Source organism: Massilia agilis (assembly GCF_024756255.1).
GTDB lineage: Bacteria > Pseudomonadota > Gammaproteobacteria > Burkholderiales > Burkholderiaceae_D > Telluria > Telluria agilis.
In genome coordinates this window covers 1058456-1082423 of the sequence record NZ_JANUHB010000002.1, presented here as the reverse complement: position 1 = coordinate 1082423, position 23968 = coordinate 1058456, and the positions used below count along the sequence as shown (strand labels likewise).

The window sequence follows — 23968 nt, the reverse complement described above, 5'->3', positions numbered from 1 at the left end:
CTTTACACCGGCACCGACTTTTGCAGCTGCAGCACCAGGTCGCGGCTGGCCAGCGCCATCCCGTGCGCCGACTTGAGCGGCCGCAGGCGGTGCGCGCAGACCGGCACCAGCACGGCCTGGATGTCCTCGGGGATCACGTGGTCGCGACCCTCCATCGCAGCCCAGGCGCGGCCGGCCTGCAGCAGCGCGATCGCGCCGCGCGGCGACAGCCCTTCGGCGAACAGGCCGCCCTGGCGCGAGGCCTGCGCCAGCGCCTGCACGTAGTCGATCAGGCTGCTGGAGGTGTGCAGCTCGCGCAGCGATTGCTGGGCCGCGGCCAGCTCCTCGGGGTGCATCGCCGGCACGATCGACTTGAGCATGCTCCTGCGGTCCTCGCCCATCAGGAGCGCGCGCTCGGCTTGCGCGTCGGGGTAGCCCAGCGACAGGCACATCAAAAAGCGGTCCAGCTGCGACTCGGGCAGCGGGAAGGTGCCGACCTGGTGCGCCGGGTTCTGGGTGGCGATCACGAAGAACGGCTCGGGCAGCGCGCGCGTGACGCCGTCCGCGGTGACCTGGCGCTCCTCCATCGCTTCGAGCAGGCCCGACTGGGTCTTGGGCGTGGCGCGGTTGATCTCGTCGGCCAGCAGTACCTGGGTGAAGATCGGGCCCGGGTGGAACACGAAGCCGTTCTTTTCGCGCTCGTACACCGAAATGCCGGCCACGTCGGCCGGCAGCAGGTCGCTGGTGAACTGCACGCGGTTGAACTTCAGGCCCAGCGACAGCGCCAGCGCATGCGCCAGCGTGGTCTTGCCCACGCCGGGCAGGTCTTCGATCAGCAGGTGGCCGCCCGCCAGCAGGCAGGTCAGTGCCAGCCGCACCTGCTGGTCCTTGCCTACCACGATCTGGCTGATTTGCGTCGCACAAGCATGCAATTTATTGAACATGTATCGATTCCGTCGATCCAAAGTGGGCTGCGGCCAATGTGCCAGGGCAGGATGCGGCATGGTAGATTACTGCTGGTAGCAATATTTTTAGCCTTTCTGTCATGCCCGTTCCGACAGATTCTATGCGAGAACCGTTGTTCCCGTGCACATGGATCAGCACGGGGAGCGGCACCACACGATGAGCACAGCAATTTACAGCCACCCCGACTGCCTGCGCCACGAAATGGGAGACTGGCACCCGGAGTGCCCGGGCCGCCTGCAGGCGATCGACGACCAGATCATCCTGGCGCGCCTGGAGGGCTTGTTCGAGCAGCGCAGCGCGCCGCTGGCCAGCCTGGAGGCGATCCGCCGCAACCACACCGATGACGCCATCGCAATGGTGCGCGACCACACGCCGCCGCCCGGCAACTACTACCCGATCGACGCCGACACGGCGCTGTGCCACGACAGTTACCAGGCCGCGCTGCGTGCCGCCGGGGCTGCCGTGGCGGCAACCGACGCGGTGATCGACCGCGAGATCGCCAACGCCTTCTGCTCGGTGCGCCCGCCGGGCCACCACGCGCGGCCGGGCGTGTCGATGGGCTTCTGCCTGTTCAACAACGTCGCCATCGCGGTGCGCCACGCGCTCGACGTGCGCGGGCTGGAGCGGGTGGCCATCATCGATTTCGATGTCCACCACGGCAACGGCACCGCCGAATCCTTCCAGGGCGACCCACGCGTGCTGATGGCCAGTTTCTTCGAGCACCCGTTCTATCCGTACACCGAGCCCGAGCCGATCACGCCCACCTGCGTCAACGTGCCGTTGCCCGCGCGTAGCACCGGCGAGGCGGTACGCAAGGTGGTGCAGGAGCAGTGGCTGCCGGCGCTGCACGCGTTCCGTCCGCAAATGATCTTCATCTCGGCGGGCTTTGACGCGCACCGCGACGACGACATGGGCGGCATGGCGCTGGTGGAGGCGGACTATGCGTGGATCACGCGCCAGGTGATGCAGGTGGCAAAGGAGCATGCGCAGGGGCGCATCGTCAGCTGCCTGGAGGGTGGCTACAACCTGTCGGCGCTGGGCCGCAGCGTTGTAGCGCACCTGAAGGTGCTGGCCGAGCTGGACTGACGGGGCGGGCAGGGCGCCCGCTCCCGGATGCGCGCGGCGTGCGCGCGCGGTGCCGCCGTTGTCAGCGGTCGAGCGAAGCCTTTTGTGCCGGGGACAGCCGCTTGCCGGTCACGATCACCACCGGCACCTGGGCGCCGTCCAGGCCCGCCTGGGCCCGGGCCGCGTCGTCGCCGCCGCGGGGCTGCGCCACCAGCGCCGCCGCGCAAATGAGGCCGAAACAGAGCATCAGCACCACTTCCATGTTCCTGAACATTTCCATTTTGCTCTCCTTGGCGAGGCACCCGGTCGGGCGGTAAGTCCAGTTTGCCTTTTAAGCATAGGATGTTTTTGCCCAAGATCAAGGAGAAACCTTACTCGGCAGCAACCAGGGCAAGGCGATACCGGGGCGACGAGGCCGCCCGGGCATCGTAAAATAGCGGTTTGAACGAAGAAGCGAGAGCACAGCATGTCGATACAATGGTTTCCGGGTCATATGAACGCCGCGCGCAGGCAGGCGCAGGAGCAGATGGCCAGCACCGACCTGGTGATCGAGGTGCTGGACGCGCGCCTGCCCGAGGCCAGCCGCAACCCGATGGTCGAAGAGCTGCGCAAGCAGCGCAGCCGGCCTTGCCTGAAGGTGCTCAACAAGGCCGACCTGGCCGACCCCGTGGCCACCGCCGCGTGGAGCGCCTTCTACGACGCCCAGGAAGGCGTGACCGCGTACGCGATGACGACCAAGAAGCCGGCCGACGTCGCGCGCATTCCCGACATGTGCCGCAAGCTCGCCCCGCACCGCGGCACGGCCGAGAAGCCGCTGCGCATCATGATCATGGGGATCCCCAACGTCGGCAAATCGACGCTGATGAACGCGCTGCTCAAGAAGCGCGTGGCCAAGGTGGGCGACGAGCCGGCCGTGACCAAGGCGCAGCAGAAGCTCTACCTGGGGCAGAACATCGTGCTGGTCGATACGCCGGGCATGCTGTGGCCAAAGATCGAGATGGCCAGCGACGGCCTGATGCTGGCGGCCAGCCATGCGATCGGCTCGAACGCGCTGATCGAGGAAGAGGTGGCCGAGTTCCTGGCCGGGGTGCTGCTGGCGCGTTATCCGCAGCTGCTGGCGGCGCGCTATGGCCTCAAGACCGAGGGCATGGACAACGTGGCCGTGATCGAAGGCGTGGCCGCGCGCCGCGGTTTTCGCGTGCGCGGCGGCGAATTCGACTACGAGAAGGCATCGCACACGCTGCTGCAGGACTACCGCACCGGTGCGCTCGGGCGCATCAGCCTGGAGACGCCGGAAACCCGCGCCGTCGCACTGGCGCGCCACCAGGAAGAGGTGGCGGAGCAGGAGCGCATCGCGGCCGAAAAAGCTGCCCAGCGCGCGGCCGATGCGGCGCGCGGCAAGCGCGGGTCGGTGCAGGAATAGCCCTTGGCCCTTGGCCCTGGCGCGCCTGCGCCTGGACCGGCATCCCCACCGTCGCGGACGTTCGCTAGCGCTTGCCGGATCGCTCACGCGCTTCGGCAAGCGCCTGCCGCACCAGGGCTTGAGCCGCCCAGCCACAGGCTGCGAGCGCCTCGTCGATGCTGGCGCCGGCCACATCGCGTAGCGACAGCGCCGCCTCCGTTCCCATCACCGTAGCCAACGCATGGGCGAGCCGGCGGCGCGCCGCCGGCGTCAACTCGCCCTTCAATGAATCGACGATCGGACCGATGTACTGCATCCGCCGCGCTGGCCGTGGCGGCCGCGATTGCTGCGGGTTGTCCAACCATGCGGACATGAACGACCGCTCGACCGCGTGCAGTCCGACCTCATCGTCGAGCAACAGCTTGTTCATGGTCCGCGCGGCGCGCGCGGCCATCTCGGCCGGATCGTCTTGCCCGGGACTGCAGAAGCTTTCCAGCGCGGGCACTGCCCGTTCGAACATCGCGTCGCTGATCAGGTCCTCCACCGACGAGTAGTAGCGATAGGCCGTGGCACGGGACACCATGGCGCGCTCGGCCACTTCCGGGAAGCTGGGCTTGCGGCCGCCCTCGCAAAGCGCGAGCGCCGCCTCGATGAGCGCGCGCCGGGTGCGCCGGCGTTGATTGGCGCGGCCTTCGCCGGCCGATGCGGGAACGCCGTCCCCACTTGACGTATTCGAAGTCATAAGTTCATAATGAGACACACGTCTCATAAATAGAGTACAGTCTCATTATACTTCATTCACCGTCAAGGAGGAGCACCATGGAACAGACCACCAGGGAGCAGTTCGATCGGATGATCGATCGCCATTTTCGTTTCGAGGCGGAGGACGACGTCGAGGGTGTGTTGAGCACGATGGTCCCGGATGTCGAGCATGACGTGGTGGGCTCGCCCACCGGTCCGCTGCATGGCAGGGCGCAGGCACGCGGCTTCTACGACGCGCTGTTTGCCGACCTTTCGGGCGAAAAGGTGACGTCGCTGCGGCGCTATTACGGGCCGGACTTCGTCGTCGACGAGAGTTTGTGGGAAGGGACGGCCCCGGGAACGCCGTTCGGCATTCCCGGTGGCGGCCGCCGCCTGGCCTTTCGCCTGCTGCATGTGTTCGACATGGACCAAAGTGGCCTGATCCGGCGCGAGAACGTGTGGATCGATCTTGCATCGATCATGCAGCAGCTGGGCGCCACGCCGACCGCGGCTACTGCGCAGGAAGGCGCGTAGCCGTCACTGGCAGTGCCCGCAGCCGTGCGTGGCGGGGGCGCAAGGAGGCGCTGAGGCTGGCGGCAGTTCTTACGTCGCCGCCGCGCCGAACCTGAAGCTCGACACCGCCAGGCTCCCGAAGAAGTCATCCTCGTGGTACGCCAGCGCCGCCGGCTCCTGCTCGGCCGCGCCGAGCGCGACCATCAGCGGCATCAGGTGATCCTCGCGCGGGTGCGCGGCGCGCGCGCCCGGCGCCTCGCTCCAGTGTAGCAGCGCGGCGGTGCGCTCTTGCGGCGGCAAGTCGAGCATCGCGTGGCGCAGCCAGCCGTCGAACGCGTGCGACGCCGCCTGGCCGCTTGGCCCGAACTGGCGCAGGTTGTGGAACGACAGCCCGCTGCCGATGATCAGCACGCCCTCATCCCTGAGCGGCGCCAGTGCGCGCCCGGCCTGGATGTGCTCGAGCGGGTCGTAGCCGTGGCGGATCGACACCTGCACCACCGGCATGTCCGCCTCGGGATAAATCGGGTACAGCATCGAGAAGGTGCCGTGGTCGAAGCCACGCTGCGGATCGACTCCGCTGGTCAGCCCGCTGGCCGCCAGCAGCGCCGCCGCCCGTTCGGCCAGTTGCGGCTGCCCCGGCGCAGGGTAGCGGATCTGGTAGGTGTGCGGCGGGAAGCCGCCGTAGTCGTAGATCATGCCCGGCGCGTCGCCGGACGAGGCCAGGTAGCCCGCCGCCTCCCAGTGGCTGGTCACCACCAGCACGGCTTTCGGCCGCTCGCCGACCTGGCGCTTGATGTCCACGAGCGAGGCCTCGAGCTTGTCGTAGGCGTGGCCGAACTGGTCCTTCATCCACGGCCACGGGCCGCCGCCGTGGGACACGAAATAGGTGGGAAAGCGGGTTGTCATGTGCTGGGCTCCTCTGGTTGCACCCTCATCTTAGCCCAAGACCTGCCGCGCCGCTTTCCCTGCCGCGTTTTCAGCGCTTGTCGCGCACCAGCTCGAGCATGGCGAACAGGCGCGCGCAGCGCATCCACGCGATCGCCACCACCGCAAGCTGGGTCAGCACGAAGGCGCCGATGAAGCCGCCGATGCCCAGCGGCGGCACGTTCAGCCGCGCGATGGCCAGGAGCGCGGCCAGCGCCAGGCCCGCGAGGGTGATGCCGAGGTAGCTGCCGAGCGTGGCCAGCGGGCGGCGCAGCAGCAGCGTCAAGCCTTGCCACCATGCCTTGACCGCCGACCTGCGGCGCCGGTCGCCGGCGAGCACCGCGCGGCCGGCGTCCAGGCTGGCGTCGGCCAGCGCGAACAGCAGCGCGGCCAGCGCGATCGCGGCCATTTGCGCGTGGTCCGCCGACGATTCCAGGATCGCGCTATCGCCATATTTCTTTGCGGCGGTGAAGGCGATGCCGGCCAGGCCGCCCATGAGTGCGAGCGGCACCACGGCCCACACCAGCATGCGCAGCAGGCGCATGTATTCCTGCACCCCGCCCGAGAGCAGCGCGCCAAAGCCGGGCGGCTGCGGCGCGCGCGCGGCGTGCATCGCCATGCCCGACAGCAGTGGCGAGAGCAGCAGCGTGAGCAGCAGGGCCAGCAGGTTGCCGTTGCCGACGCCGGTGCCGGCGCGCACGTTGGCCGTCATCAGGTCTTCGATCGCGGTCAGGTCGAGGCTGGCGGCGAGCTCGGACGCGCGCACCGAGTGGTCGAGCGCACCCGAGAGCAGCTGCCACACCGGCAGGGTGGAGACGGCGGCCGGCACCAGCAGCAGGCCGGCCCACCACGCCAGCAAACGCCACTGCAGGGCAGAGCGCGCGGCGCGCACGGCGGTCGCTGCGCGGTAGCCGGCCAAGGGCGCGGCAGTCGGGGCGGATTGGATGGCAGTGTTCATCATACGGTCGCGATCAGGGAAAGGAGGAATTGGACGACCGCCGCAAACTCGCTGCTCCAGCGGCGCGAGGCGCTGCCGTCGGCCTTGGTGGTGCGGCTGTCATCGAGCTTGCTGGCGTCGAGGTAGTGGCGGCGCTGCGGATCGAGTTCGGCCGATACCGCCTTCGCCGGCTTGACCCACGTGAACCGGTGCCACTTCTCGTCGGCGTTCCACTGCACCGTTTCGCTGCTGCCGTCCGCGAACTTGACGAGCAGGGTCTGCGGCACGGTGGCGGCGTACCTGCGCACGGTGACGGTGGTACGGAACGGGAACGGTCCCGTCCCTTCCTTCGCGTCCGGGTGCGCCTTTTTCCATGACTTGCGGGCGTCCTCGACCTGCTTGTCCACGTCCTCGCCGGTCAATTCGAGCCATTTGCCGCCGGCGCTGTGCGTGCCAGGCTGCGGCAATTCCTCTTCGCTTGCCAGGCTGGTGACGCGGTCGTCGATCTTGGTCACGCCGTACACCTGCTGCGCGAACACCTGTTCGACCGCCTCGCGCTGGCCGCTTGCTTCGGCCAGCGTCTCGCGCAGGTCGGCGATGCTGGGGTGGCGGAACTTCCAGCGCCGGTAGTATTCCTTGAATGCGCGCTCCAGCGCGGGCTTGCCGATGCGCTCCTCCAGGTCGCGCATCATGGTCGCGGTGCGGTGATAGACCGGCCCGATGCCATGCAGCCTGTCCCACGCGTTGCGGCCCAGCGCGTCGGCCGGCTCCACGGTCGTCGCGATGCCGCGCTCGTAGTCGAACGGCTTGAACTTGGGGTCGAAGCCGAGCGCCTTGAGCAGCGGCGTGGTCATGTGCATCGCCTGGCCGCGCTCGCGCACCATGCGCATGTCCCAGTACTCGTTCAGGCCCTCGTCCAGCATCGGCTCCTCGAACTCGTTGGAGGCCAGGATGCCGTAGAAGTAGCCGTGGCCGAACTCGTGGATGGTCACGAAGTCGAGCGCGCCCTGGGCAAAGGTGTCCGGCTCGACCCTGGCGTAGCCTTCGGCCGTGAAGAAGGTCGGGTATTCCATGCCGCCCGCCTCGGTCGCGTTATACGGCGGGATCACCACCGTCAGCGTCTTGTACGGGTAGGGGCCGAGCGTGGTCGAAAAATAGGTGAGCGAGTCCTTGGCTGCCTTGAGCGCAGGCGCCGCGCTGGCCGCGTATTCGGGCGGGTAGAGCACTTTGATCGCGACCTTGGGGCTGCCCGGGCCGGTCCAGCTGTCTTCCAGCGGCGCGGCGCTGCGCTTGTCGGCGGTCCAGGCGAAGTCGTGCACGTCGTCCTGCACGTAGCGGTGGGTGCGCATGCCGTTCTTGTCGACGGGCGCGCCCTGCAGCTCGCCGGTGGCGCCCACCACGTACTCCTTCGGCGCGGTGATGCGCACATCGTAGCTGCCGAAGTCGGCGTAGAACTCCGAGGTCAGGTGGAACTCGTGCACGTTCCAGCGGGGCGCGGTGGCGCCGCGTTCGCCCGGCAGTTCCAGCACGCCGATTTTCGGGAACCACTGGCCCACCAGGTGGAAGCTGCCGAAGTAGCCGGTGCGCGCGATCACGCGCGGCAGCTGGGTGGTAAAGTCGATGTCCAGCGTGGTCGAAGCGCCGGCTCTCACCGGCTGCGGCAGGTCCAGCCGCACCACGGTGTGGTCGCTGGCCGGGCCGTTGTCGGGATGGACGAACTGCCACGCTACCCTGGCGCCGCCCTGCGCCACGGCGTCCAGCGCAATGTGGCCCCATTCGCCTTTCTTGGGCTGCACGTCGGTGCGAAAGCCCGTGTCCAGGTTGCGCATCTCGGTGAAGAAGGTGCTGTTCCTGCCCTCGAACGCGTTCATGTACAGGTGCAGGTACACGCTCCTGACCTCGGACTGGCTGCGGTTGCGCCAGGTGAGCTTTTCCTTGCCGGCCACGATGTGGCGCTCGGGATCGAGGGTGGCGTCGATGTCGTAGCGCACCACCCGGTCCGACAGGGTGGCCTCGGCCCCGCTGCGCGGGCCGCCCCAGGCGTCGGGCGCGCTGGGCGCCGCGACCGAGGAAGCGCCCGGCGCGGCAAGCGCGATGGCATCAAGGGGCCTGCTTGCCGGCTGCGCCGGCGTCCCCGGTTCGTACACCACGGCCGCAGCCGCAAGGGCGGCCGCCAGCAGCAGGGCCGCCAACGGCAGATGTGTGCTTCTCCTCATGCATCCTCCAGTCCAGGTCATTGTTCTTATTCCGGCAACTATAGCCGCATTGATAACAAACTGGCAATGACTTGACCTGGTTGGGAAAAACCGCCGTCCGCCGTCGGCATGTGCCTTGTTAGGTTTATAATCTCGCCGTTCTGGTGCCCGCACGCGTGGCCACGCGTGCAGTTAAACGGGAAACACGAAGCCCCTGCCACCCGCAGGCGGCCAACGTGTGCTGCCCCCGCAACGGTAAACAAGCGTCGCCGCACGCCGGCGACTGGCTGTCTCGTACACCACTGTGCGTTTGCATAGGAAGGTGAGACGGTCTGACTTGCGAGCCCGGATACCGGCCAGGACAGGTGGAAGCGCGCCACGCGCGTCTTTCGTTGAATCCGCCTCTGCGGGGACGCAGGGAGGATGCATCTCTTTTCATTGAAATCGCTATGAGTATTCGTGTTGCCCCGTGCGCCGCACCGGCCGTCAAGCCGCTCGCGCTTGCCTGCGCCATCTCCCTTTGCCTCAATGCCGCCAGCGCCTTCGCGCAGGAACAGGCCGTGCCTTCGGTCTTCGTGTCCGGCGCGCGCTTTGCCAGCGATCCGGCGCTCGCGCCGATCGGCGCCACCGTGATCACCGCCGCGGACATTCGCCGTGCCGGCGCCGGCAACGTCAACGAAGCAATCCGCAAGATCGGCGGCGTGTATGGCCGCCAGAGCCTGGACGGCTCGCCCGACTTCGCGCTCGACCTGCGCGGCTTTGGCGCCAACAGCAGCGAGAACCTGGTGGTGATGGTCGATGGCGTGCGCCTGTCCGAGAACGAACTGGCCAGCGCCGTGCTGTCCACGATCCCGGTCGACAGCGTCGAGCGCATCGAGATCACGCGCGGCGGCAGCAGCGTGTTGTACGGCGACGGCGCGACCGGCGGCGTGATCCAGGTCTTCACCAGGTCCGGCGCGCGCCAGGGCGTGCACGGTTCGGGCACGGTGAGCGCCGGGCAGTTCGACGCGCATGACCTGCGCGCCAACCTGTCGGCGGGCCTGGGCAAGGTGACGCTCGACGGCTCGGCCGGCAAGCAGGAGTCGGACAACTACCGCGCCAACAGCCGCTTTACGCAGTCCAATTTTGCCGGCGGCGCGCAGTACGCCTATGAGGGCGGGCGCATTGGCGTGCGCGTCGAGTCCGCGCGCCAGGAGTCGCGCCTGCCCGGCTCGCTCACCGAGGCCCAGTTCAAGGCCGATCCGCGCCAGAGCAAGACGCCCAACGATTTCGGCTCGCTCGATACCGACCGCGTGACCGCGTTCGCCGAGCACCGCATCGGCGACACTGAGCTTGCCGCCGAGCTGTCGCACCGCGAGAAGACGGTCAAGGCCGCGTATGAATACAACTACGGCGGCGTGTCGGGCTTTTCGCGCGTGAAGTACGACAGCCGCCAGACCCAGTTCTCGCCACGCGTGCGCCAGCTGTCCGACCTGGCCGGCATGCGCAACGAGCTGGTTGCCGGTGTGGACCTGATCCGCTGGAACCGCAAGACCGCGGCCGATTTTTCGCTGGCCGACGCCAGCCAGGACTCCAAGGCGATCTACGTGCGCGACGAGATCCGCTGGGATCCGCAGCACAACGGCCGCCTGGCCGTGGGCGCGCGCCACGAAGTGTTCGACAAGGATTACGTGGACCCGCTGGGCATGTCCAGCGCCAAGGAGAGCAGCTCGCAGGCGCAGAACGCATGGGACGCGCAAGCGAGCTACAGCGTGCTGCCGGGCGTGGGCGTGCATGCCAAGGCAGGGCAGAGCTACCGCATGCCCAACGTGGACGAGAACAGCTACCGCGCCAGCGCAAGCGTGCTCAAGGCGCAGACTTCGCATGACCTGGAGCTGGGCGCGACCTTCGGCAGCGCGGCGGGCGAACTGGCCGTGCGCCTGTTCCGCCACGAGCTGAAGAACGAGATCTTCTTCGACCCGACCATCGGCTGGGGCACCAACACCAACCTCGACCCGACCCGCCGCCAGGGTGTCGAGATCGATGCGCAGACCGTGATTGCGGCCGGCTGGCGCGCCAGCGCGCACCTGCAGCACGTGAACGCGACCTTCACCGACGGCCCCAACGACGGCCGTGAAATGGTGCTGGTGCCGCGCAACGTGATCTCGGCGCGCCTGGCCTGGGTGCCGGGCGACGGGCAGACCGCGGACGTGGGCGCGCAGTGGGTGTCGAGCCAGCGCTTCGGCAACGACTTCACCAACAGCTGCGCCGCGCGCATCCCGTCCTACGCGACGCTGGATGCCCGCTACGCGCGCAAGCTGGGGCCGTGGGAACTGGCGCTGGCAGGCAGCAACCTGACCGACCGCAAGTACTACAGCAATGCGTTCGGCTGCCAGTCCGGCATCTACCCGAGCGACGGCCGCCAGCTGAAGCTCTCGGCGCGTTACGACTTCTAAGGTCGTCATGCCCACACAGCGTGCATCCGAACGGGCAAGGCGCCAGCGCATGGTGCTGGCGCTGCTGGCCGCCTGCGCGGTGGCGTCGCTGGCGCTTGCCGGCATCGCCGGTTCGGTCGCGCTGCCGCTGTCCGAGCTGCCGGCGGCCCTGCTGGGCGTAATCACCGGCAGGGTCGAGGGCATGGCTGCCAGCCTGCTCGACCTGCGCCTGGGCCGCGCCAGCAGCGCGTTCGCGACCGGCGCCGCGCTGTCGCTGGCCGGGGTGATGATGCAGGCGCTGGTGCGCAATCCCCTGGCCGACCCCTACGTGCTCGGCATCTCCAGCGGCGCGGCGGTCGGCGCCCTGGGCGCACTGTTCGTCGGCGCGGCGCTGTGGGCGGTGGACCTGGGCGCGCTTCTCGGCGCGGCCGGCATCTCGCTGCTGCTGTATGCGCTCGCGCGGCGCGACCTTGGCGGCGCGGCCCAGCGCGACGTGGCCGGCGACAGCGGCATCTTGCTGCTCACCGGCGTGGTGCTGGCATCCGGCAGCATGGCGCTGGTCACGCTGCTGCTGTCGATCGCGCCGGAATCGCGCCTGCGCGGCATGGTGTTCTGGATGATCGGCGACCTGGGCGGCGCCAGCTGGCGCGTGCTGCCCTGGCTGGTGCTGGTCGGCGCGCTGGCGCTGGCGCAGCGCCGCGCCCGCGCGCTGAACGTGATGGCGCTGCATGCCGACGGCGCCGCCGCGCTTGGGGTGGACGTGGGCGGGCTGCGGCGCTTCCTGTTTGCCTGCTCGGGCATGCTCACGGCCAGCGCCGTGACCACCGGCGGCAGCATCGGCTTCGTTGGCCTGGTGGTGCCGCATGCCTGCCGGCTGGCGCTTGGCGCGGACCACCGGCTGCTGTTGCCGGCCGCCGCGCTGGCCGGCGGCAGCTTCCTCGTCATCGCCGACACGCTGGCGCGCACCGTCCTCGCGCCGCAGCAGTTGCCGGTCGGGGTCATCACCTCGCTGATCGGCGTCCCCGTCTTTTTACTGCAGCTGCACCGGCTGCACCTGCGCCGGCCATGATCGAGACCGTCAACCTGTCGCTCAAGGCCGGCGGCCGCCTGCTGCTGGAGAACCTCAACTGGCGCGCGCAACCGGGGCAGGCCTGGTCCGTGATCGGCCCCAACGGCGCGGGCAAGAGCACCTTGCTGCGCGCGCTGGCGGGCCTGCGCGCGCCCGACGGCGGGCAGGTGCGCCTGAACGGCCGGCCTCTCACGGAGTGGAAGCTGGGCGAACTGGCGCGCGAGCGCGCCTGGCTGCCACAGGCGCGCGGCGATGCGTTCGCCTACAGCGTGATCGATACCGTGCTCGTGGCGCGCCACCCATACCAGGGCGGGCGCGACTGGGAGAGCGCGGAAGACATCGACGCGGCCGGGCGCGCGCTGGCGCTGCTGGACGTGGCGCACCTGGCCGAGCGCGACGTGCGCACGCTCTCGGGCGGCGAGCGCCAGCGCGTGGCACTGGCGGCGCTGCTGGCCCAGGACACGCCGCTGCTGCTGCTCGACGAGCCCACCAGCGCGCTCGACCTGGCGCACGCGGTCGGCGTGACCGACCTGCTGGCGCTGCTGTGCCGCGAGCAGGACCGGATCGTGGTCCAGGTCGGCCACGACCTGAACCAGGCCTGGGCCGGATCGACCCACGCGCTGCTGCTGCTCAAGGACGGCCGCTGGCGCGCAGGCCCGGTGGCCGAGGTGATGCGCCCCGACCTCCTGACCGCCTGCCTGGGCCATCCGGTGGTGGCGGTCCCGCACCAGGGCCGCACCATTTTCATTCCCGAAGCGAGGAACACATGAAGAAGATCCTGCTGGCGCTGCTGCTCGCCGCCGGCGCCGCGCACGCGCAAGTGAGCGTGGTGGACGACACCGGCGCCAGGCTCACGCTGGCGCGCCCGGCGCAGCGCGTGATCTCGATGGCGCCCAACCTGACCGAGCTGCTGTTCGCGGCCGGCGGGGGAGGGCGCATCGTGGGCGCCATGAACTACAGCGATTACCCGCCCGAGGCAAAGTCGATCCCGTCGGTCGGCTCGAACAGCCAGATCGACCTGGAGCGCGTGCTCGCGCTCAAGCCCGACCTCATCATCGTCTGGGAGAGCGGCAACACCGCGCGCCAGATCGAGCAGCTGGCGCGGCTTGGCATCCCGGTCTTCCACAGCGAGCCGAAGAAGCTCGAGCAGGTCGCCACCAGCATCGAGCGCTTCGGCGTGCTGCTGGGCACCGGCGACAAGGCGCAGGCTGCGGCGCGCGACTATCGCGCCAAAATCGCGCTGCTGGCCCGCCATTACGGGCGCGCCGCGCCGGTGCGCGTGTTCTACCAGGTCTGGGACCGGCCGCTCTACACGCTCAACGACCAGCAGATCGTGAGCGACACGATCCGCACCTGCGGCGGGCAAAATGTATTCGGCAAGCTGCCCGTGATCGCGCCCGAGGTGAGCGTGGAAGCGGTGCTGGCGCAAGACCCGGAAGCGATCATCGCCGGCGACGAACACGCGCCGGGCGACCGCGGGGCGGGCATGTGGAAGCCGTACGGGGCGCTGACCGCGGTCCGGCGCGGCAACCTGTTCACGCTCGACGGCGAGCTGCTGACCCGCCCGGGCCCGCGCACCGCCGATGGCGCGGCCCGGCTGTGCGAGGTGCTCGACCAGGCGCGCCGCCGCCGGCCTTAAACCAGACTTAAGCGGCGCAACCAAATGTAAAAAAGCCGGCCTTGGCCACTGCCGCGGACCCAAAAAGTGGTAATCTCGCGTTCGTTCGCTTAACCATTTCAATAAGGATACTTATGCGCTCCTTGCGTTTCGCCCTTGTCGCCGCCAGCCTGGCCGTCACCACTGCTTTTGCCTCGCCCACCGACCCGAAGCAGGGTGCTGAATACACCGTACTGGCCGCGCCGCAACCGGCGCAGACTGCTGGCAAGAAGGTCGAGGTAATCGAGTTCTTCATGTACCACTGCCCGCACTGCCATGCGCTGGAACCTATCCTCGAGCAATGGGTCAAAAAGCAGGACGGCAACATCATCTTCAAGCGTATCCACATGCCGTACCAGGGGGCCAGCGATCCCGAGGCGCACCTGTTCCTGACGCTGCAAGCGTTGGGCAAGAGCGAGGAATACCAGGCCAAGGTCATGGACGTCATCGGCGACATGGTCAGGAAGCAGCGCTCGGAGCGGTTCACCGAGCAGATGATCCTCGACGTGGCGACCAAGCTGCCCGGTATCGACAAGGCCAAGTTCATGGAAACCTGGAATTCGTTTGGCGTGATGACCATGCTGCGCCGCTTGCCCGCTATCGTCAGCAACAACTACAAGATCGACAGCGTGCCGACGATCGTTGTGGACGGCAAGTACGTGACCTCGCCGGCGCAGGTGGGCACCACGGTGCAGGCGTCAAACGAGCAGCAGCTGTTCCAGGCGACGCTGCAGGTGGTTGACGCACTGGTGGCAAAGGTACAGAAGTCGAAATGAGTGACGCTGAACGGGAAATCCTCAAGATCTACGACGGGTCGCGGCCCCTCGACGAGGACCTGTTTGAGACCAGCAACGTGAACCAGCTGGCGTGGACGCTGGTGGTGCTGCTCGCGTTCGCGGTCGTCTGGCTGTGCATCGCCCTGGTCAACGCGGAAAACCAGCGCTATGCGCTCATGACCAACAAGTGCCCGGACCCGCTGTTCAAGGGCGAGATCGACCGCCAGTGCCTGGTGATGGTGCATTCGCGCGACCACTGGTGGGAGCACCTGTGGTACGGGGTGACCCACGTCTCGCCGCCGAAACCGGACAAGAAGTAAGCGGGCAGGAACCGATCATGTTCCCGCTGTGGCAGGCGCCGCAGCGGGATTTTTTTTGCCGGCGGGGCCAGGTACGGTAGGGTGGGCGGGTCTCCCGCCCACGCGTTCAGGCGATGCATGCGCTGCCTGAACGCGTGGGCAGGATCTGCCCACCCTACGAAACCCCTTACAGCACCCGCTCCGGCGGCAGCGTCACCACGAAGCGCGCGCCGCCCAGCAGTGCGTCCTCCACGTGCAGCGAGCCGCCGTGCAGCGCCACTGCCTTGTGCGCGATCGACAGGCCCAGCCCAAAGCCGCCGGTGGCCCGGTCGCGGCTGCGGTCGAGCCGGTAGAACGGTTCGAAAATCCGCTCGCGCTCCTCCGGCGGAATGCCCGGCCCGTCGTCCTCGACCACGATCTCGAGCCCGCCCGCGGCTGTCCGGTTGGCCGACAGTGCGATCCGGCGCGTGGCGTACTTCTGTGCGTTGCGCACCAGGTTCCCGACTGCGCGCGCGAGCAGGCGCCGGTCTGCGTCCACGCTGCCCAGGCTGTCCTGGGCGCTGCATTCGACGGTATGCGCGGACGGCGGCAGCGCGTCGACGCATTCGCGCAGCATCGGCGCCACCGCGAACGGGACCAGTTGCAGCGACTGCACGCTGTCCAGCCGCGCCATGCCCAGCAGTTCATTGACCAGTGAATTCAGTTCGGCCAAATCGGCTTCCATCGCCGCCACCCGCTTTTTCAGGGCCGGGTCGTCGGCCTGGGCGGCGAGCAGCTCCATGCCGAATTCGAGCCGCGCGATCGGTGTGCGCAGTTCGTGCGATACCGAGTGCAGCAGGTTGCGCTGCGATTCAAGCAGCGACTGGATGCGCCCGGCCATGTCGTTGATGCGCTCGGCCAGCGGGTAGATGCTGGCCGACGGCTTCATGCGCGCGCGCGCCGCCAGCTTGCCGGCCCCGATTTCGTCGGCCACCCGCGACAGCGCCTGCAGTCCCTGCCAGTGCGAGCGCGACCACAGCGCGATCGGCACCAGGAGCGCCAGCGCGACGATCACGAAGCGCACGATTTCCATCTTGACCGGCACGCCCAGGTCGATCGGCAGGTTGCTGGCGCGGATCACGTCATGGTCGCTGCCGATGTAGCGCTCGCCCTTGAGGTCCACGCGCCGGTACAGCGTCTTCTCGCCCGGCACCAGCACCACCTCGCCACGCTCCAGGTCCGCCACCTGGCCGGGCGACACCGAGTGGCGCGCTTCGTCCAGGTCGATCAGGTCGTAGCGCACCTCGGACACCTCGCGCACCTTGTTCAGGCGAGTGAGCCATTCGTCCGCGCCAGCCTGGTCCACATAGTCCTGCAGCAGCACGATCGGCGCGGCGGCCTGGCGGCGCGCGATGTCCTCGACCGGGTCGCCGAACAGGCGGCTGATCGCCAGGTAGATCACGAACGTCGCCGCCGTGATCGAGAGCATGACCAGCACGAAGAAGCGGAAGAAGATCCGGTTCACGCCAACGCCCCGCCCTGCATGTCGCCAATCTGTTGAAGTAAGTACATCCCCGAATTGTATAGGAGCAATGCTGTCATGGCGACAATATACAAATTGCGGACAATTCCCCGACATCTTCGAAATGGATTTTGAATCGTGCGCTGCCTACCATTGCGGCATTGGTTTGCGGCTGGGCTGGACGGGCCGCGTGTGTTCAATCACCCGGCCTTGGCACGGGCAACAAGGATAGAGATGAGCATGAACAAACGAATTTTCGCGGCGGTACCGGCTTTGTTGGCGCTGCTCCTGGCCGGATGCGGCGGTGGTGGCGACGACAAAGGCGTGCAGATCGCTTCGCAAAAGGAAAATGTGCCGGTCCCGCAGGCGCTGGACACGGCCGCCTTCATCAAGCTGGCGCAGGGCGAATCGTGCGCCGACCAGAAGAACCGCCTGTGGCTGATCGACGGCAAGCAAGTGTTCTGGGACCGCGCTTCGACCCGCTGCGCGGACAACAGCTATTCGCGCAAGCTGTTCGGCGCCACCCCGGATGCGCTCCTGTGCTCGATCAGCGACTCGATCGCCGGCCCGCAGACCACCTGCGCCAACGATACCGCGCGCGCGCTGTTCGACACCATCCAGAAGAACCTGGAAGCGCCCAACCTGGGCCTGGATGCCAGCCACAAGGTCGAGCCGATCCCGTTCCAGTACAACGGCCCGGTGCTCGGTACCGACATTCCGTTCACCACCCTGGCCAAGGAATCGAATTCCGCCATCACCCGCTCGCTCAACGTGGTGATCCGCGACCAGTCCAGCTTTGCGCAGCTGTGGGCCGATAACTATGCCAACAACAGCGTGGTGCCGCCGATGCCGGCGGTGGACTTTACCCAGAACATGGTCATCGGGGTCTTCCTGGGCGACAGCAGCGTGGCCTGCGGCGGCGTGGCGATCGTTGACGTCCTCGCTTCCAAGACCAAGGTGACGGTCGACTACGAGCGCCGCCATGCGCTCCCGGACACGGCCTGCATCGCCGTCGTCGAGCACCAGATGCACCTGGTGACGGTGGCCCGCAGCGACGCGCAGGTGGAGTTCGTGGCACACGACGCCAATGCCGTCCCGGTCAAGCTGATCGACTTCGTCGGCAATTCCGGCGTGCAGGCTGCGCGTGAAGTCGTGGTCAAGGACGCCGCCAGCTGGGCCACCCTGTGGGCAGAGCACGCGGGCAAGGACAAGGCGCTGCCGGCCGTGGACTTCAGCAAGCAGATGGTCGTGGGCGTGTTCCTGGGCCCGGTCATGAGCTGCGAAAGCCTGCGCCTGGACGGCGCCACCAACGACGGCAAGCAGATCCGGGTCAGCTACACCCACATGCTGCCGCCGATGGGCGTGATGTGCATCGCCACGGTGGCCTATCCGTCGCAGCTGTTCGTGATCGACCGCAGCGACCTGCCGGTGGTCTTTACGAAAGAAACGATGCGCCAGGGCCATCTGGGCCATTGACAGGGCGCGGCCCATCCCTGCGGGCCGCCGGGACGTGCTCCGGTGGCAAGGGGGGGGGCAGTGGTTCAGGTCAGCGAGGCCGGCTTTGCCGGCCTTTTTGCATTGCAGCACCCGGGCTACAAATTGACGACAATTACCCGACATGTATAGGCGGATTTCGCCCCGGTGCCGCCGTAAGATTTTTCATCATCAGGTTTTCCGTTTGCCCACCTGGTGCGCGAGTGTCGGTGGGTTTTTTTATTCGAGCGGGGTGCCGTCCACGGTGGACGACGTGCATCCCCAAGGGGCTGGAATGGGTCTGCACAGGGTGCATGTTTGGGTTGGATCGCTGGTCACCGTGCTGGCGCTGGCCAGCTGCGGCGGCGGCACGTCCGACGCGCCCGCCCGGCAGGCAGGGCAGGCCGGCAGCGGCGGCCCGGGCGAGGCCCCGGTGGTCGCGGACTTCGTCCGTGTGGCCCAGCAGGAACCGTGCGGCGACCTGCGCAACCGGCTGTACCTGATCGACGGCAAACAGGTGTTCTGGGACCGCGCCGGCACCTGCCCCGACAACGGCTACAGCCAGCGCCTGTTCGGCGCCAACCCGCAAACCGTGCTGTGCGAGGCCACCGACACGCTGGCCGGCATGAAGACCTTCTGCGCCAACGAGGCCATGCGCGCCCTGTTCGAGACGATCCAGAAGAACATCGGCACGCCCACGCTCGGGCTGGACGCGAGCCACAAGGTCGAATTCATCCCGTTCCTGCCCAGGTCGGGCAGCGCCTTGCCGTTCCGGCTGCTGGCGCGCCAGTTCACCTCGGGCGTGACCGTGGCGCAAAACGTGGTGGTGCGCGACCAGGCCGGCTTCGAGCAACTGTGGAGCCAGCACGTTTCGAAGCCGGCCCCGGTGCCGGGCATGCCGAAAGTGGATTTTTCGACCAGCATGGTGGTGGGCGTCTTCATGGGCGAGCGCCACAACTGCATGAACAGCATGGGCGTGGTGCGCATCGGCTCCCAGGACGGCCGGATGCTGGTCGATGTCGAGGACGCCTCCGTGTCCAATTGGCCTTGCCCGCCGCTGGTGACCGCGCCGATGGAACTGGTGGTCCTGGACCGCAACGATGCGCCCGCCGACTTCGTGCGCCATGCCACCGAGCGCCTGCTGGCGACGGAACTGGACAGCACCGCCTATTCGCTGGTGTCCGCGCCGCGCAGGGTCGTCATCAAGGACGCTGCCAGCTGGGCCGCGCTGTGGGCCCAACACGCCGGCAGCGCGCGGGCGCTGCCGCAGGTGGACTTCGGCACCCAGATGGTGGTCGGCGTCTTCCTTGGCCAAAGCGGCGGCGGCTGCTACACGACGGACCTCCAGAGCATCAGCAGTAACGGCAGCAAGATCACCGTGCGTTACACCGACACCGTGCCTGGCCCGGCCTCGGTTTGCACGAAAAACATCACCAGCCCGGCCTGGATCGTTGCCGCCCCGCGCAGCGACATGCCGGTCGAGTTTGTCCGGGAAGTGGCCGAATTTCCGGGCCCCGAGCAAAGTTTTTGAGAAAGAAAGCTTGCCAATAGGTAAAATTAGGTTAAGCCAACTTTCAAAATAGCTATCATGAACAAGCTCCTTGCCCTGGCGCTGGCTACCGTAAGCGGCGCCGCCTGTGCCCAGACGCCGGCCATCAATCCGATGCCCGACGGCAGCCGGGATATGTACGCAGGGCTCGGCGTGCAGGCGGCCCCGCGCTACGAAGGCTCGGAGCGGCACAAGACCTCGGCGGTGCCGGTGCTGCAGGTTCAGTGGAGCAATGGCATTTTTATCTCCGGCACCAGCGTTGGCATGCACCTGACCAGCGAACCGTCGTTCGAGGTCGGTCCGCTGCTGCAGTACCAGCCGGGGCGCAGCGAAAATGGTTCGAGCAAGGGCCCGACCGGGATCGATGACGCGCTCGGCCTTGGCAGCAGCTCGCTGTTGCCGCCGTCGCCCTCGCGCGTGGCCGAGGACGGCAACCGCCTGGCCGGGATGGACAAGATCCGTGCGCGCGTGCTGGGCGGCGCTTTCTTCAACTACTATCTGGCGCCGCAGTGGCGCCTGACCAGCAGCCTGCTGTGGGGCGCCGGCAACGAGCGCCACGGCGGCAGCGTGGACCTGGGCGTGCAGCGCCTGTCCACCGATATCGCGCCGCACCACAGCCTGTCGTTCTCGGCCGGCGTCAGGGTCGTCAACCGCGACTACAACGAGGCGTTTTTCGGCGTGACCGTACCCGAGGCCGTACGCAGTGGCAACCGCGCCTACACGCCCGCCGGCGGCCTGGAACAGGCGCGCGTGGGCGTGCGCTGGAACTGGTCGCTGACGCCGTCGTGGATGCTGACCACCAACGTACAGGCCACGCGCCTGCTTGGCGCCGCCAAGGACAGCCCGCTCGTCGAGCGGCCCACCAACGTGACGGCCTCGACCGCCATCGCCTACCGGTTCTGACCATGCGCCGCACCCGCCACCTTCTCGCGTTGCTCGTCCTGCTCCAGGCTACCCGCCTAGCGGCAGCCGGCACGCTGGAAGGCGAGTGGGTCAGCTATCGCGACGCCTACCGCGCGATGGTCACGTTCGAAAAATACGGCGGCGCCAAGAACCTGGTCCAGAACCAGGTGCAGGTGGTGCCCAGGGAAGGCGAGGCCGCCGAACTGGACCTGGACGGCAAGTCCACCCACCTGAAGATCGCGCTCGACCCGACCGGGCGCGCGGTGTTCCCGCTGCTCAAGGCCGCCTACGACGAAAACGCGGTGCTGGCGCTGCCGCGCAAGGACGCCCAGTTCGCGCTGCGCCCGCGGGTGTCGATCAATGTGCGCCCCGACGGCGCCTACGACACGGCCGACCTGCGCGCTGCCTGCGAGCAGGCGCTCGGCTACGCCCGCTACGTGGACGGCACGATGCGTTCGCGCCAGTGCGCCGGTGTGCGTTTCGTGTTCGACCGCAAGGCCGCAGGCACGCTCGCGCGCCTGCGCAAGGCCGATGGCAGCAGCGCCATCATGGCCGCCAGCGAGGCGCCGGCCTTCGCCGACGGCGGCCCGTTGTTCCCTGTGGTGACCTACCGCTTTGGCGCCGAGCGCGCGCAGGTGCTCACCGCCAGCGCACCGGTGGCGATCACGCCGCTGTTTGAATGAACCCTTGAATGTGGCGTAGGGTGGGCACTTGTGCCCACGCGTTACACACGCCGCGTGGCAAACGGCGTGGGCTCAGGAGCCCACCCTGCAAATGCGCCCTGGCGCCTTCAGTTCCAGGCCGAAGGCGAGAACAGGTAGCCTTCGCCCCACACCGTCTTGATCTTCTCGGAATCGGCGTCTTCGAACTTGCGGCGCAGCTTGGAGATGGAGTTGTCGATGCTGCGGTCCAGGCCATCGAACTCGATCCCGCGCATCTTCTTGAGCAGCGCATCGCGCGACAGCACGCGGCCGGCCGATTCGGCCAGCACCAGCAGCAGCTTGTACTCGGTATTGGACAGCACGCACGGCAGGCCGCGCCAGGTGACACTGCGGTCGGTGGTCGAGATGCGCAGGGTGCCGAATTCGAGCACGCGCGCGTCCACGCTGGTCTTGCCCTGGGCGCGCCGCAGCAGCGCGCGCAGGCGCGCCAGCAGCACGCGCGGCTGCACCGGCTTGTTGACGAAATCGTCCGCGCCCTGTTCCAGGCCGGACACCTCATCGTACGAATCCTCGCGCGCGGTCAGGATCAGGATCGGCACCTCGGACTGGTCGCGGATCTGGCGGCACACCACCATTCCGTCCAGTCCCGGCAGCATGAGGTCGAGCACCACCACGTCCGGCGCGATCGCCTTGAAGCGCTCGACCGCCTGGTCGCCACGCGTGACGACTTCAACGGCAAATTCGTAGCCGGACAGGTATTCAGTAACGAGCTCGGCAAGCCGCGCGTCGTCCTCGACCAACATCACTCGATACATGCTCTCCTCCTTGAACCTGCCATTGTATGCGAGCAATAACCAAAAAGCGCATTTGCCGACCGGCTTGGACAAAGCGTTACAGTTTTAAGACACATTTACGGGCGTCAATACCCGCTATGCATGAGTCTGCTCGCGGCCTCACAGGGCCGCACGAAGTGTGCAACGTATTCAGGCGGCCTGCCCAGCGAAGGATCAATGCCCGTCACTGTGCGTCCGGCACCGCCTGCAATGCCTGACGGGCCATGGCGAGGATGCCCTCATAAGAGCCGGCCGCGGCGATGAACCGGCCGTTGTGGCAGAAGCCGGCATCGGGCACGCCGGTCACCGCCGCGAGCTCGGCGCCGCGCAGTCCGGCCCACGGCGCGGGCAGGTCGGCGCGCGCCTCGAAGGTATCGGCAGTTGCCGGCACCGTGTGCAGCATGTAGCGCTGCTCGCTGAGGTTGTGGCTGATGACGAACAGCACCTTCGGCATTTCCTTGCGCACGACGGTGGTCCACGGCAGCGCGCTGTTGGCCACGAACAGCAGCTTGCCGTCTTCCAGCACCTGCGCCTGGCGCACCTGGTCAACCGCGAGCGCCGCGCCGACCCGGTACTTGACGGCGTTGACCATCACGTCGACCAACACCGCCATCGCGCGCCTGAACTGGCTCAGCCGGAACGCCTCGGCTTGCTCGCCGTAGCCGAGCCGCTGTTCGTCCAGCCAGTTCGGATTGAAACCGGAAATCACCGCCGACAGCCCGTAGCCGCCGGGCGCGCTCTTGGCCGCGCCCACGTCCGCCAGGTCGAGGTATTGCACGATGTCGGCATCGATGGCGTAGGCGATTTGTTGCGCCGTCTCGGCCGAGAGTTGCTGGCCAGTGTGGGCGGCAGCCAGCGCGCCCACGCAACGGGCGCCGTACTCCTTCCAGACCAGGCCGGCGCTGGCGTAGGGCACGCCGTCCTGGCGGGTTGCGGAAAACCCTTTCTGGTGATGGTCGAAGCGGCCGGTGGCGGGGTCCCAGATGCCGCCCACGTCGATCGCAAAGTCGGCGCCCGCGACGGTGGCCGGGTCGCGCGTGCGCACGATCTCCGCATCGGGAAACAGCACAGCCAGTGTCGCCACTGCCCATGCGTCGTCCGCGTGAAACTTGCCCCCGTGCGTCACAATGACCATAACTTCCTCTCCACAAAAAATCATACGGCCCGCGCATGGGCGGGCCGCTGGTGTGACAAGCGTAGCATGAACCGGCTGCGCCCGGATCAGGGCGGCGGGTTCATCGACTGGCGCACGTCGATCAGCGGCTGCTGGCTCACGGTCAGCGCACCTTCGCGCGGGCGGTCGAGGTCGGCGATCAGGCCGATCACGACGGCGAACGTGAAGGCGACCGGCACGACCGCAGGCGACCTGCGCCCGCGCGCAAGGCCCGCGTGGTAGCCCAGCGCCGCAAACGACAACACGGTGACGCCGTACAGCGCGGCCCAGATCGCCGGCGGAATGCGGTTCCTGCCGTGGGCCAGGCGCTTGGCATGGATGTCGATCATCTCGTTGAGCGATTGCACGAAGAGCCCGGCCACGATGGAATCGGGGTGCCTGGTGGCGATGGGGATCGACCGTTCCCACAGCCGGTTTTGCAGCAGCTCGGAGCGGCGGATCAGCTGCGGCAGCTGGCGCGGATCGGTCGCGGCCAGCCGCAGGTCAACGTACTGCCGCAGCAGCGCGCGCAGCTCGTCGCCGCCTTCGGGCAGCATCGCGGCGCGCAGATAGGTGGTGCCGATGGCGTTGGCTTCGTCCAGCACCAGTTCCCTGCGGGTATCGTAGCGCGACGCCGCGAGCCCGAAGGTGAAGGCGAGCAGGAAGGCCAGCAAACCCAGCGTGGCACCGACCATTTCGCCGAGCGGCGTGTCCTTCTCCTGCTCGGGCCGGCCCACGAATTTTCCGAGCCGGTAGCCGCCCTCGATGGACAGCAGCACCAGCAGCATGATCGCGACGAGGAGCGCCCACAAGGGGAACACGTCAAGCGGTTCGTCTCCAGGCACCATCGCGCACTCCGGATGCACGCGGCCCGCAACAACGGGCCGTCTGGTCAAGCGTGCTGCCAGTGTACTGGAAGCGGGCGGCGTGGCGCGCCGGGCTGCAGAAACGGCACGG

23 protein-coding genes and 1 riboswitch are annotated in these 23968 nt (G+C 67.8%); of the genes, 13 read left to right on the top strand and 10 right to left on the bottom strand.

Annotation, left to right across the window (positions count from 1 at the left end; genetic code table 11):
* Window positions 1-2: 2 nt before the first annotated feature.
* Window positions 3-923, bottom strand: coding sequence for an AAA family ATPase (locus NX774_RS11850; RefSeq protein WP_258822378.1), 921 nt, complete (start codon window positions 921-923; stop codon window positions 3-5).
* 178 nt (window positions 924-1101) lie between these two features.
* Here NX774_RS11850 and NX774_RS11845 point away from each other — a divergent pair, with 178 nt between their 5' ends.
* Window positions 1102-2031 carry a histone deacetylase family protein gene (locus NX774_RS11845; protein ID WP_258822377.1) on the top strand — a complete coding sequence of 310 codons (930 nt, stop codon included), beginning with the start codon at window positions 1102-1104 and terminating at the stop codon, window positions 2029-2031.
* 61 nt (window positions 2032-2092) lie between these two features.
* On the opposite strand, the gene NX774_RS11840 is transcribed toward NX774_RS11845, so the two are convergent.
* Window positions 2093-2290 (bottom strand): hypothetical protein, encoded by a 198-nt coding sequence (locus NX774_RS11840; RefSeq protein ID WP_258822376.1) that lies wholly within the window; start codon window positions 2288-2290, stop codon window positions 2093-2095.
* A 186-nt stretch (window positions 2291-2476) separates the two neighbouring features.
* On the opposite strand from NX774_RS11840, the gene ylqF reads away from it, so the two are divergent.
* Window positions 2477-3433 (top strand): ribosome biogenesis GTPase YlqF, encoded by a 957-nt coding sequence (ylqF, locus tag NX774_RS11835; protein WP_258822375.1) that lies wholly within the window; start codon window positions 2477-2479, stop codon window positions 3431-3433.
* A gap of 64 nt (window positions 3434-3497) precedes the next feature.
* Here ylqF and NX774_RS11830 read toward each other — a convergent pair whose 3' ends face one another.
* Entirely contained in the window at window positions 3498-4154 is a 657-nt protein-coding gene (locus NX774_RS11830) for a TetR/AcrR family transcriptional regulator (protein ID WP_258822374.1), read from the bottom strand.
* Between the two features lie 77 nt (window positions 4155-4231).
* Between NX774_RS11830 and NX774_RS11825 the strand changes: the two genes are divergently transcribed.
* The gene (locus NX774_RS11825) at window positions 4232-4687 is read left to right on the top strand and encodes an ester cyclase (protein ID WP_258822373.1); all 456 of its coding nucleotides are present in this window, start codon (window positions 4232-4234) and stop codon (window positions 4685-4687) included.
* A gap of 69 nt (window positions 4688-4756) precedes the next feature.
* Here NX774_RS11825 and NX774_RS11820 read toward each other — a convergent pair whose 3' ends face one another.
* The 3 genes from NX774_RS11820 to NX774_RS11810 form a co-directional block, all read right to left on the bottom strand.
* A complete protein-coding gene (locus NX774_RS11820) occupies window positions 4757-5572 on the bottom strand; it encodes a DODA-type extradiol aromatic ring-opening family dioxygenase (RefSeq protein WP_258822372.1) in 816 nt (271 codons plus the stop codon).
* A 70-nt stretch (window positions 5573-5642) separates the two neighbouring features.
* The gene (locus NX774_RS11815) at window positions 5643-6548 is read right to left on the bottom strand and encodes a hypothetical protein (protein WP_258822371.1); all 906 of its coding nucleotides are present in this window, start codon (window positions 6546-6548) and stop codon (window positions 5643-5645) included.
* Entirely contained in the window at window positions 6548-8743 is a 2196-nt protein-coding gene (locus NX774_RS11810) for a M1 family metallopeptidase (protein ID WP_258822370.1), read from the bottom strand. The genes NX774_RS11815 and NX774_RS11810 overlap by 1 nt, the downstream gene beginning before the upstream one ends.
* Window positions 8744-8867: 124 nt before the next feature.
* A riboswitch (cobalamin riboswitch) is annotated at window positions 8868-9097 on the top strand.
* Window positions 9098-9171: 74 nt separating this feature from the next.
* Between NX774_RS11810 and NX774_RS11805 the strand changes: the two genes are divergently transcribed.
* From NX774_RS11805 to NX774_RS11780, 6 genes are all read left to right on the top strand, one after another.
* Complete coding sequence (locus NX774_RS11805; protein ID WP_258822369.1) at window positions 9172-11157, top strand: TonB-dependent receptor family protein; 1986 nt, start codon at window positions 9172-9174, stop codon at window positions 11155-11157.
* Between the two features lie 7 nt (window positions 11158-11164).
* Entirely contained in the window at window positions 11165-12205 is a 1041-nt protein-coding gene (locus NX774_RS11800; RefSeq protein WP_258822368.1) for a FecCD family ABC transporter permease, read from the top strand.
* Window positions 12202-12975 (top strand): ABC transporter ATP-binding protein, encoded by a 774-nt coding sequence (locus NX774_RS11795; protein ID WP_258822367.1) that lies wholly within the window; start codon window positions 12202-12204, stop codon window positions 12973-12975. The genes NX774_RS11800 and NX774_RS11795 overlap by 4 nt, the downstream gene beginning before the upstream one ends.
* Window positions 12972-13844: a cobalamin-binding protein gene (locus NX774_RS11790; protein WP_258822366.1), complete on the top strand. Its 873-nt coding sequence runs from the start codon at window positions 12972-12974 to the stop codon at window positions 13842-13844. The genes NX774_RS11795 and NX774_RS11790 overlap by 4 nt, the downstream gene beginning before the upstream one ends.
* Before the next feature lie 113 nt (window positions 13845-13957).
* Window positions 13958-14638, top strand: coding sequence for a thiol:disulfide interchange protein DsbA/DsbL (locus NX774_RS11785; RefSeq protein WP_258822365.1), 681 nt, complete (start codon window positions 13958-13960; stop codon window positions 14636-14638).
* Window positions 14635-14958 (top strand): hypothetical protein, encoded by a 324-nt coding sequence (locus tag NX774_RS11780; RefSeq protein ID WP_258822364.1) that lies wholly within the window; start codon window positions 14635-14637, stop codon window positions 14956-14958. The genes NX774_RS11785 and NX774_RS11780 overlap by 4 nt, the downstream gene beginning before the upstream one ends.
* Before the next feature lie 166 nt (window positions 14959-15124).
* On the opposite strand, the gene NX774_RS11775 is transcribed toward NX774_RS11780, so the two are convergent.
* Entirely contained in the window at window positions 15125-16441 is a 1317-nt protein-coding gene (locus NX774_RS11775; protein WP_258822363.1) for an ATP-binding protein, read from the bottom strand.
* A gap of 237 nt (window positions 16442-16678) precedes the next feature.
* On the opposite strand from NX774_RS11775, the gene NX774_RS11770 reads away from it, so the two are divergent.
* From NX774_RS11770 to NX774_RS11755, 4 genes are all read left to right on the top strand, one after another.
* Window positions 16679-17914: a hypothetical protein gene (locus NX774_RS11770; protein ID WP_258822362.1), complete on the top strand. Its 1236-nt coding sequence runs from the start codon at window positions 16679-16681 to the stop codon at window positions 17912-17914.
* Window positions 17915-18206: 292 nt separating this feature from the next.
* Complete coding sequence (locus tag NX774_RS11765) at window positions 18207-19442, top strand: protease complex subunit PrcB family protein (RefSeq protein WP_258822361.1); 1236 nt, start codon at window positions 18207-18209, stop codon at window positions 19440-19442.
* Window positions 19443-19499: 57 nt separating this feature from the next.
* Complete coding sequence (locus tag NX774_RS11760) at window positions 19500-20363, top strand: MipA/OmpV family protein (protein ID WP_258822360.1); 864 nt, start codon at window positions 19500-19502, stop codon at window positions 20361-20363.
* 2 nt (window positions 20364-20365) lie between these two features.
* Complete coding sequence (locus NX774_RS11755) at window positions 20366-21046, top strand: hypothetical protein (protein WP_258822359.1); 681 nt, start codon at window positions 20366-20368, stop codon at window positions 21044-21046.
* A 107-nt stretch (window positions 21047-21153) separates the two neighbouring features.
* Here NX774_RS11755 and NX774_RS11750 read toward each other — a convergent pair whose 3' ends face one another.
* The 3 genes from NX774_RS11750 to NX774_RS11740 form a co-directional block, all read right to left on the bottom strand.
* Window positions 21154-21840, bottom strand: coding sequence for a response regulator (locus NX774_RS11750; RefSeq protein ID WP_258822358.1), 687 nt, complete (start codon window positions 21838-21840; stop codon window positions 21154-21156).
* Between the two features lie 202 nt (window positions 21841-22042).
* The gene (locus NX774_RS11745; protein ID WP_258822357.1) at window positions 22043-22993 is read right to left on the bottom strand and encodes an MYG1 family protein; all 951 of its coding nucleotides are present in this window, start codon (window positions 22991-22993) and stop codon (window positions 22043-22045) included.
* An 86-nt stretch (window positions 22994-23079) separates the two neighbouring features.
* Window positions 23080-23859 (bottom strand): bestrophin-like domain, encoded by a 780-nt coding sequence (locus NX774_RS11740; RefSeq protein ID WP_258822356.1) that lies wholly within the window; start codon window positions 23857-23859, stop codon window positions 23080-23082.
* Between the last annotated feature and the right edge of the window lie 109 nt (window positions 23860-23968).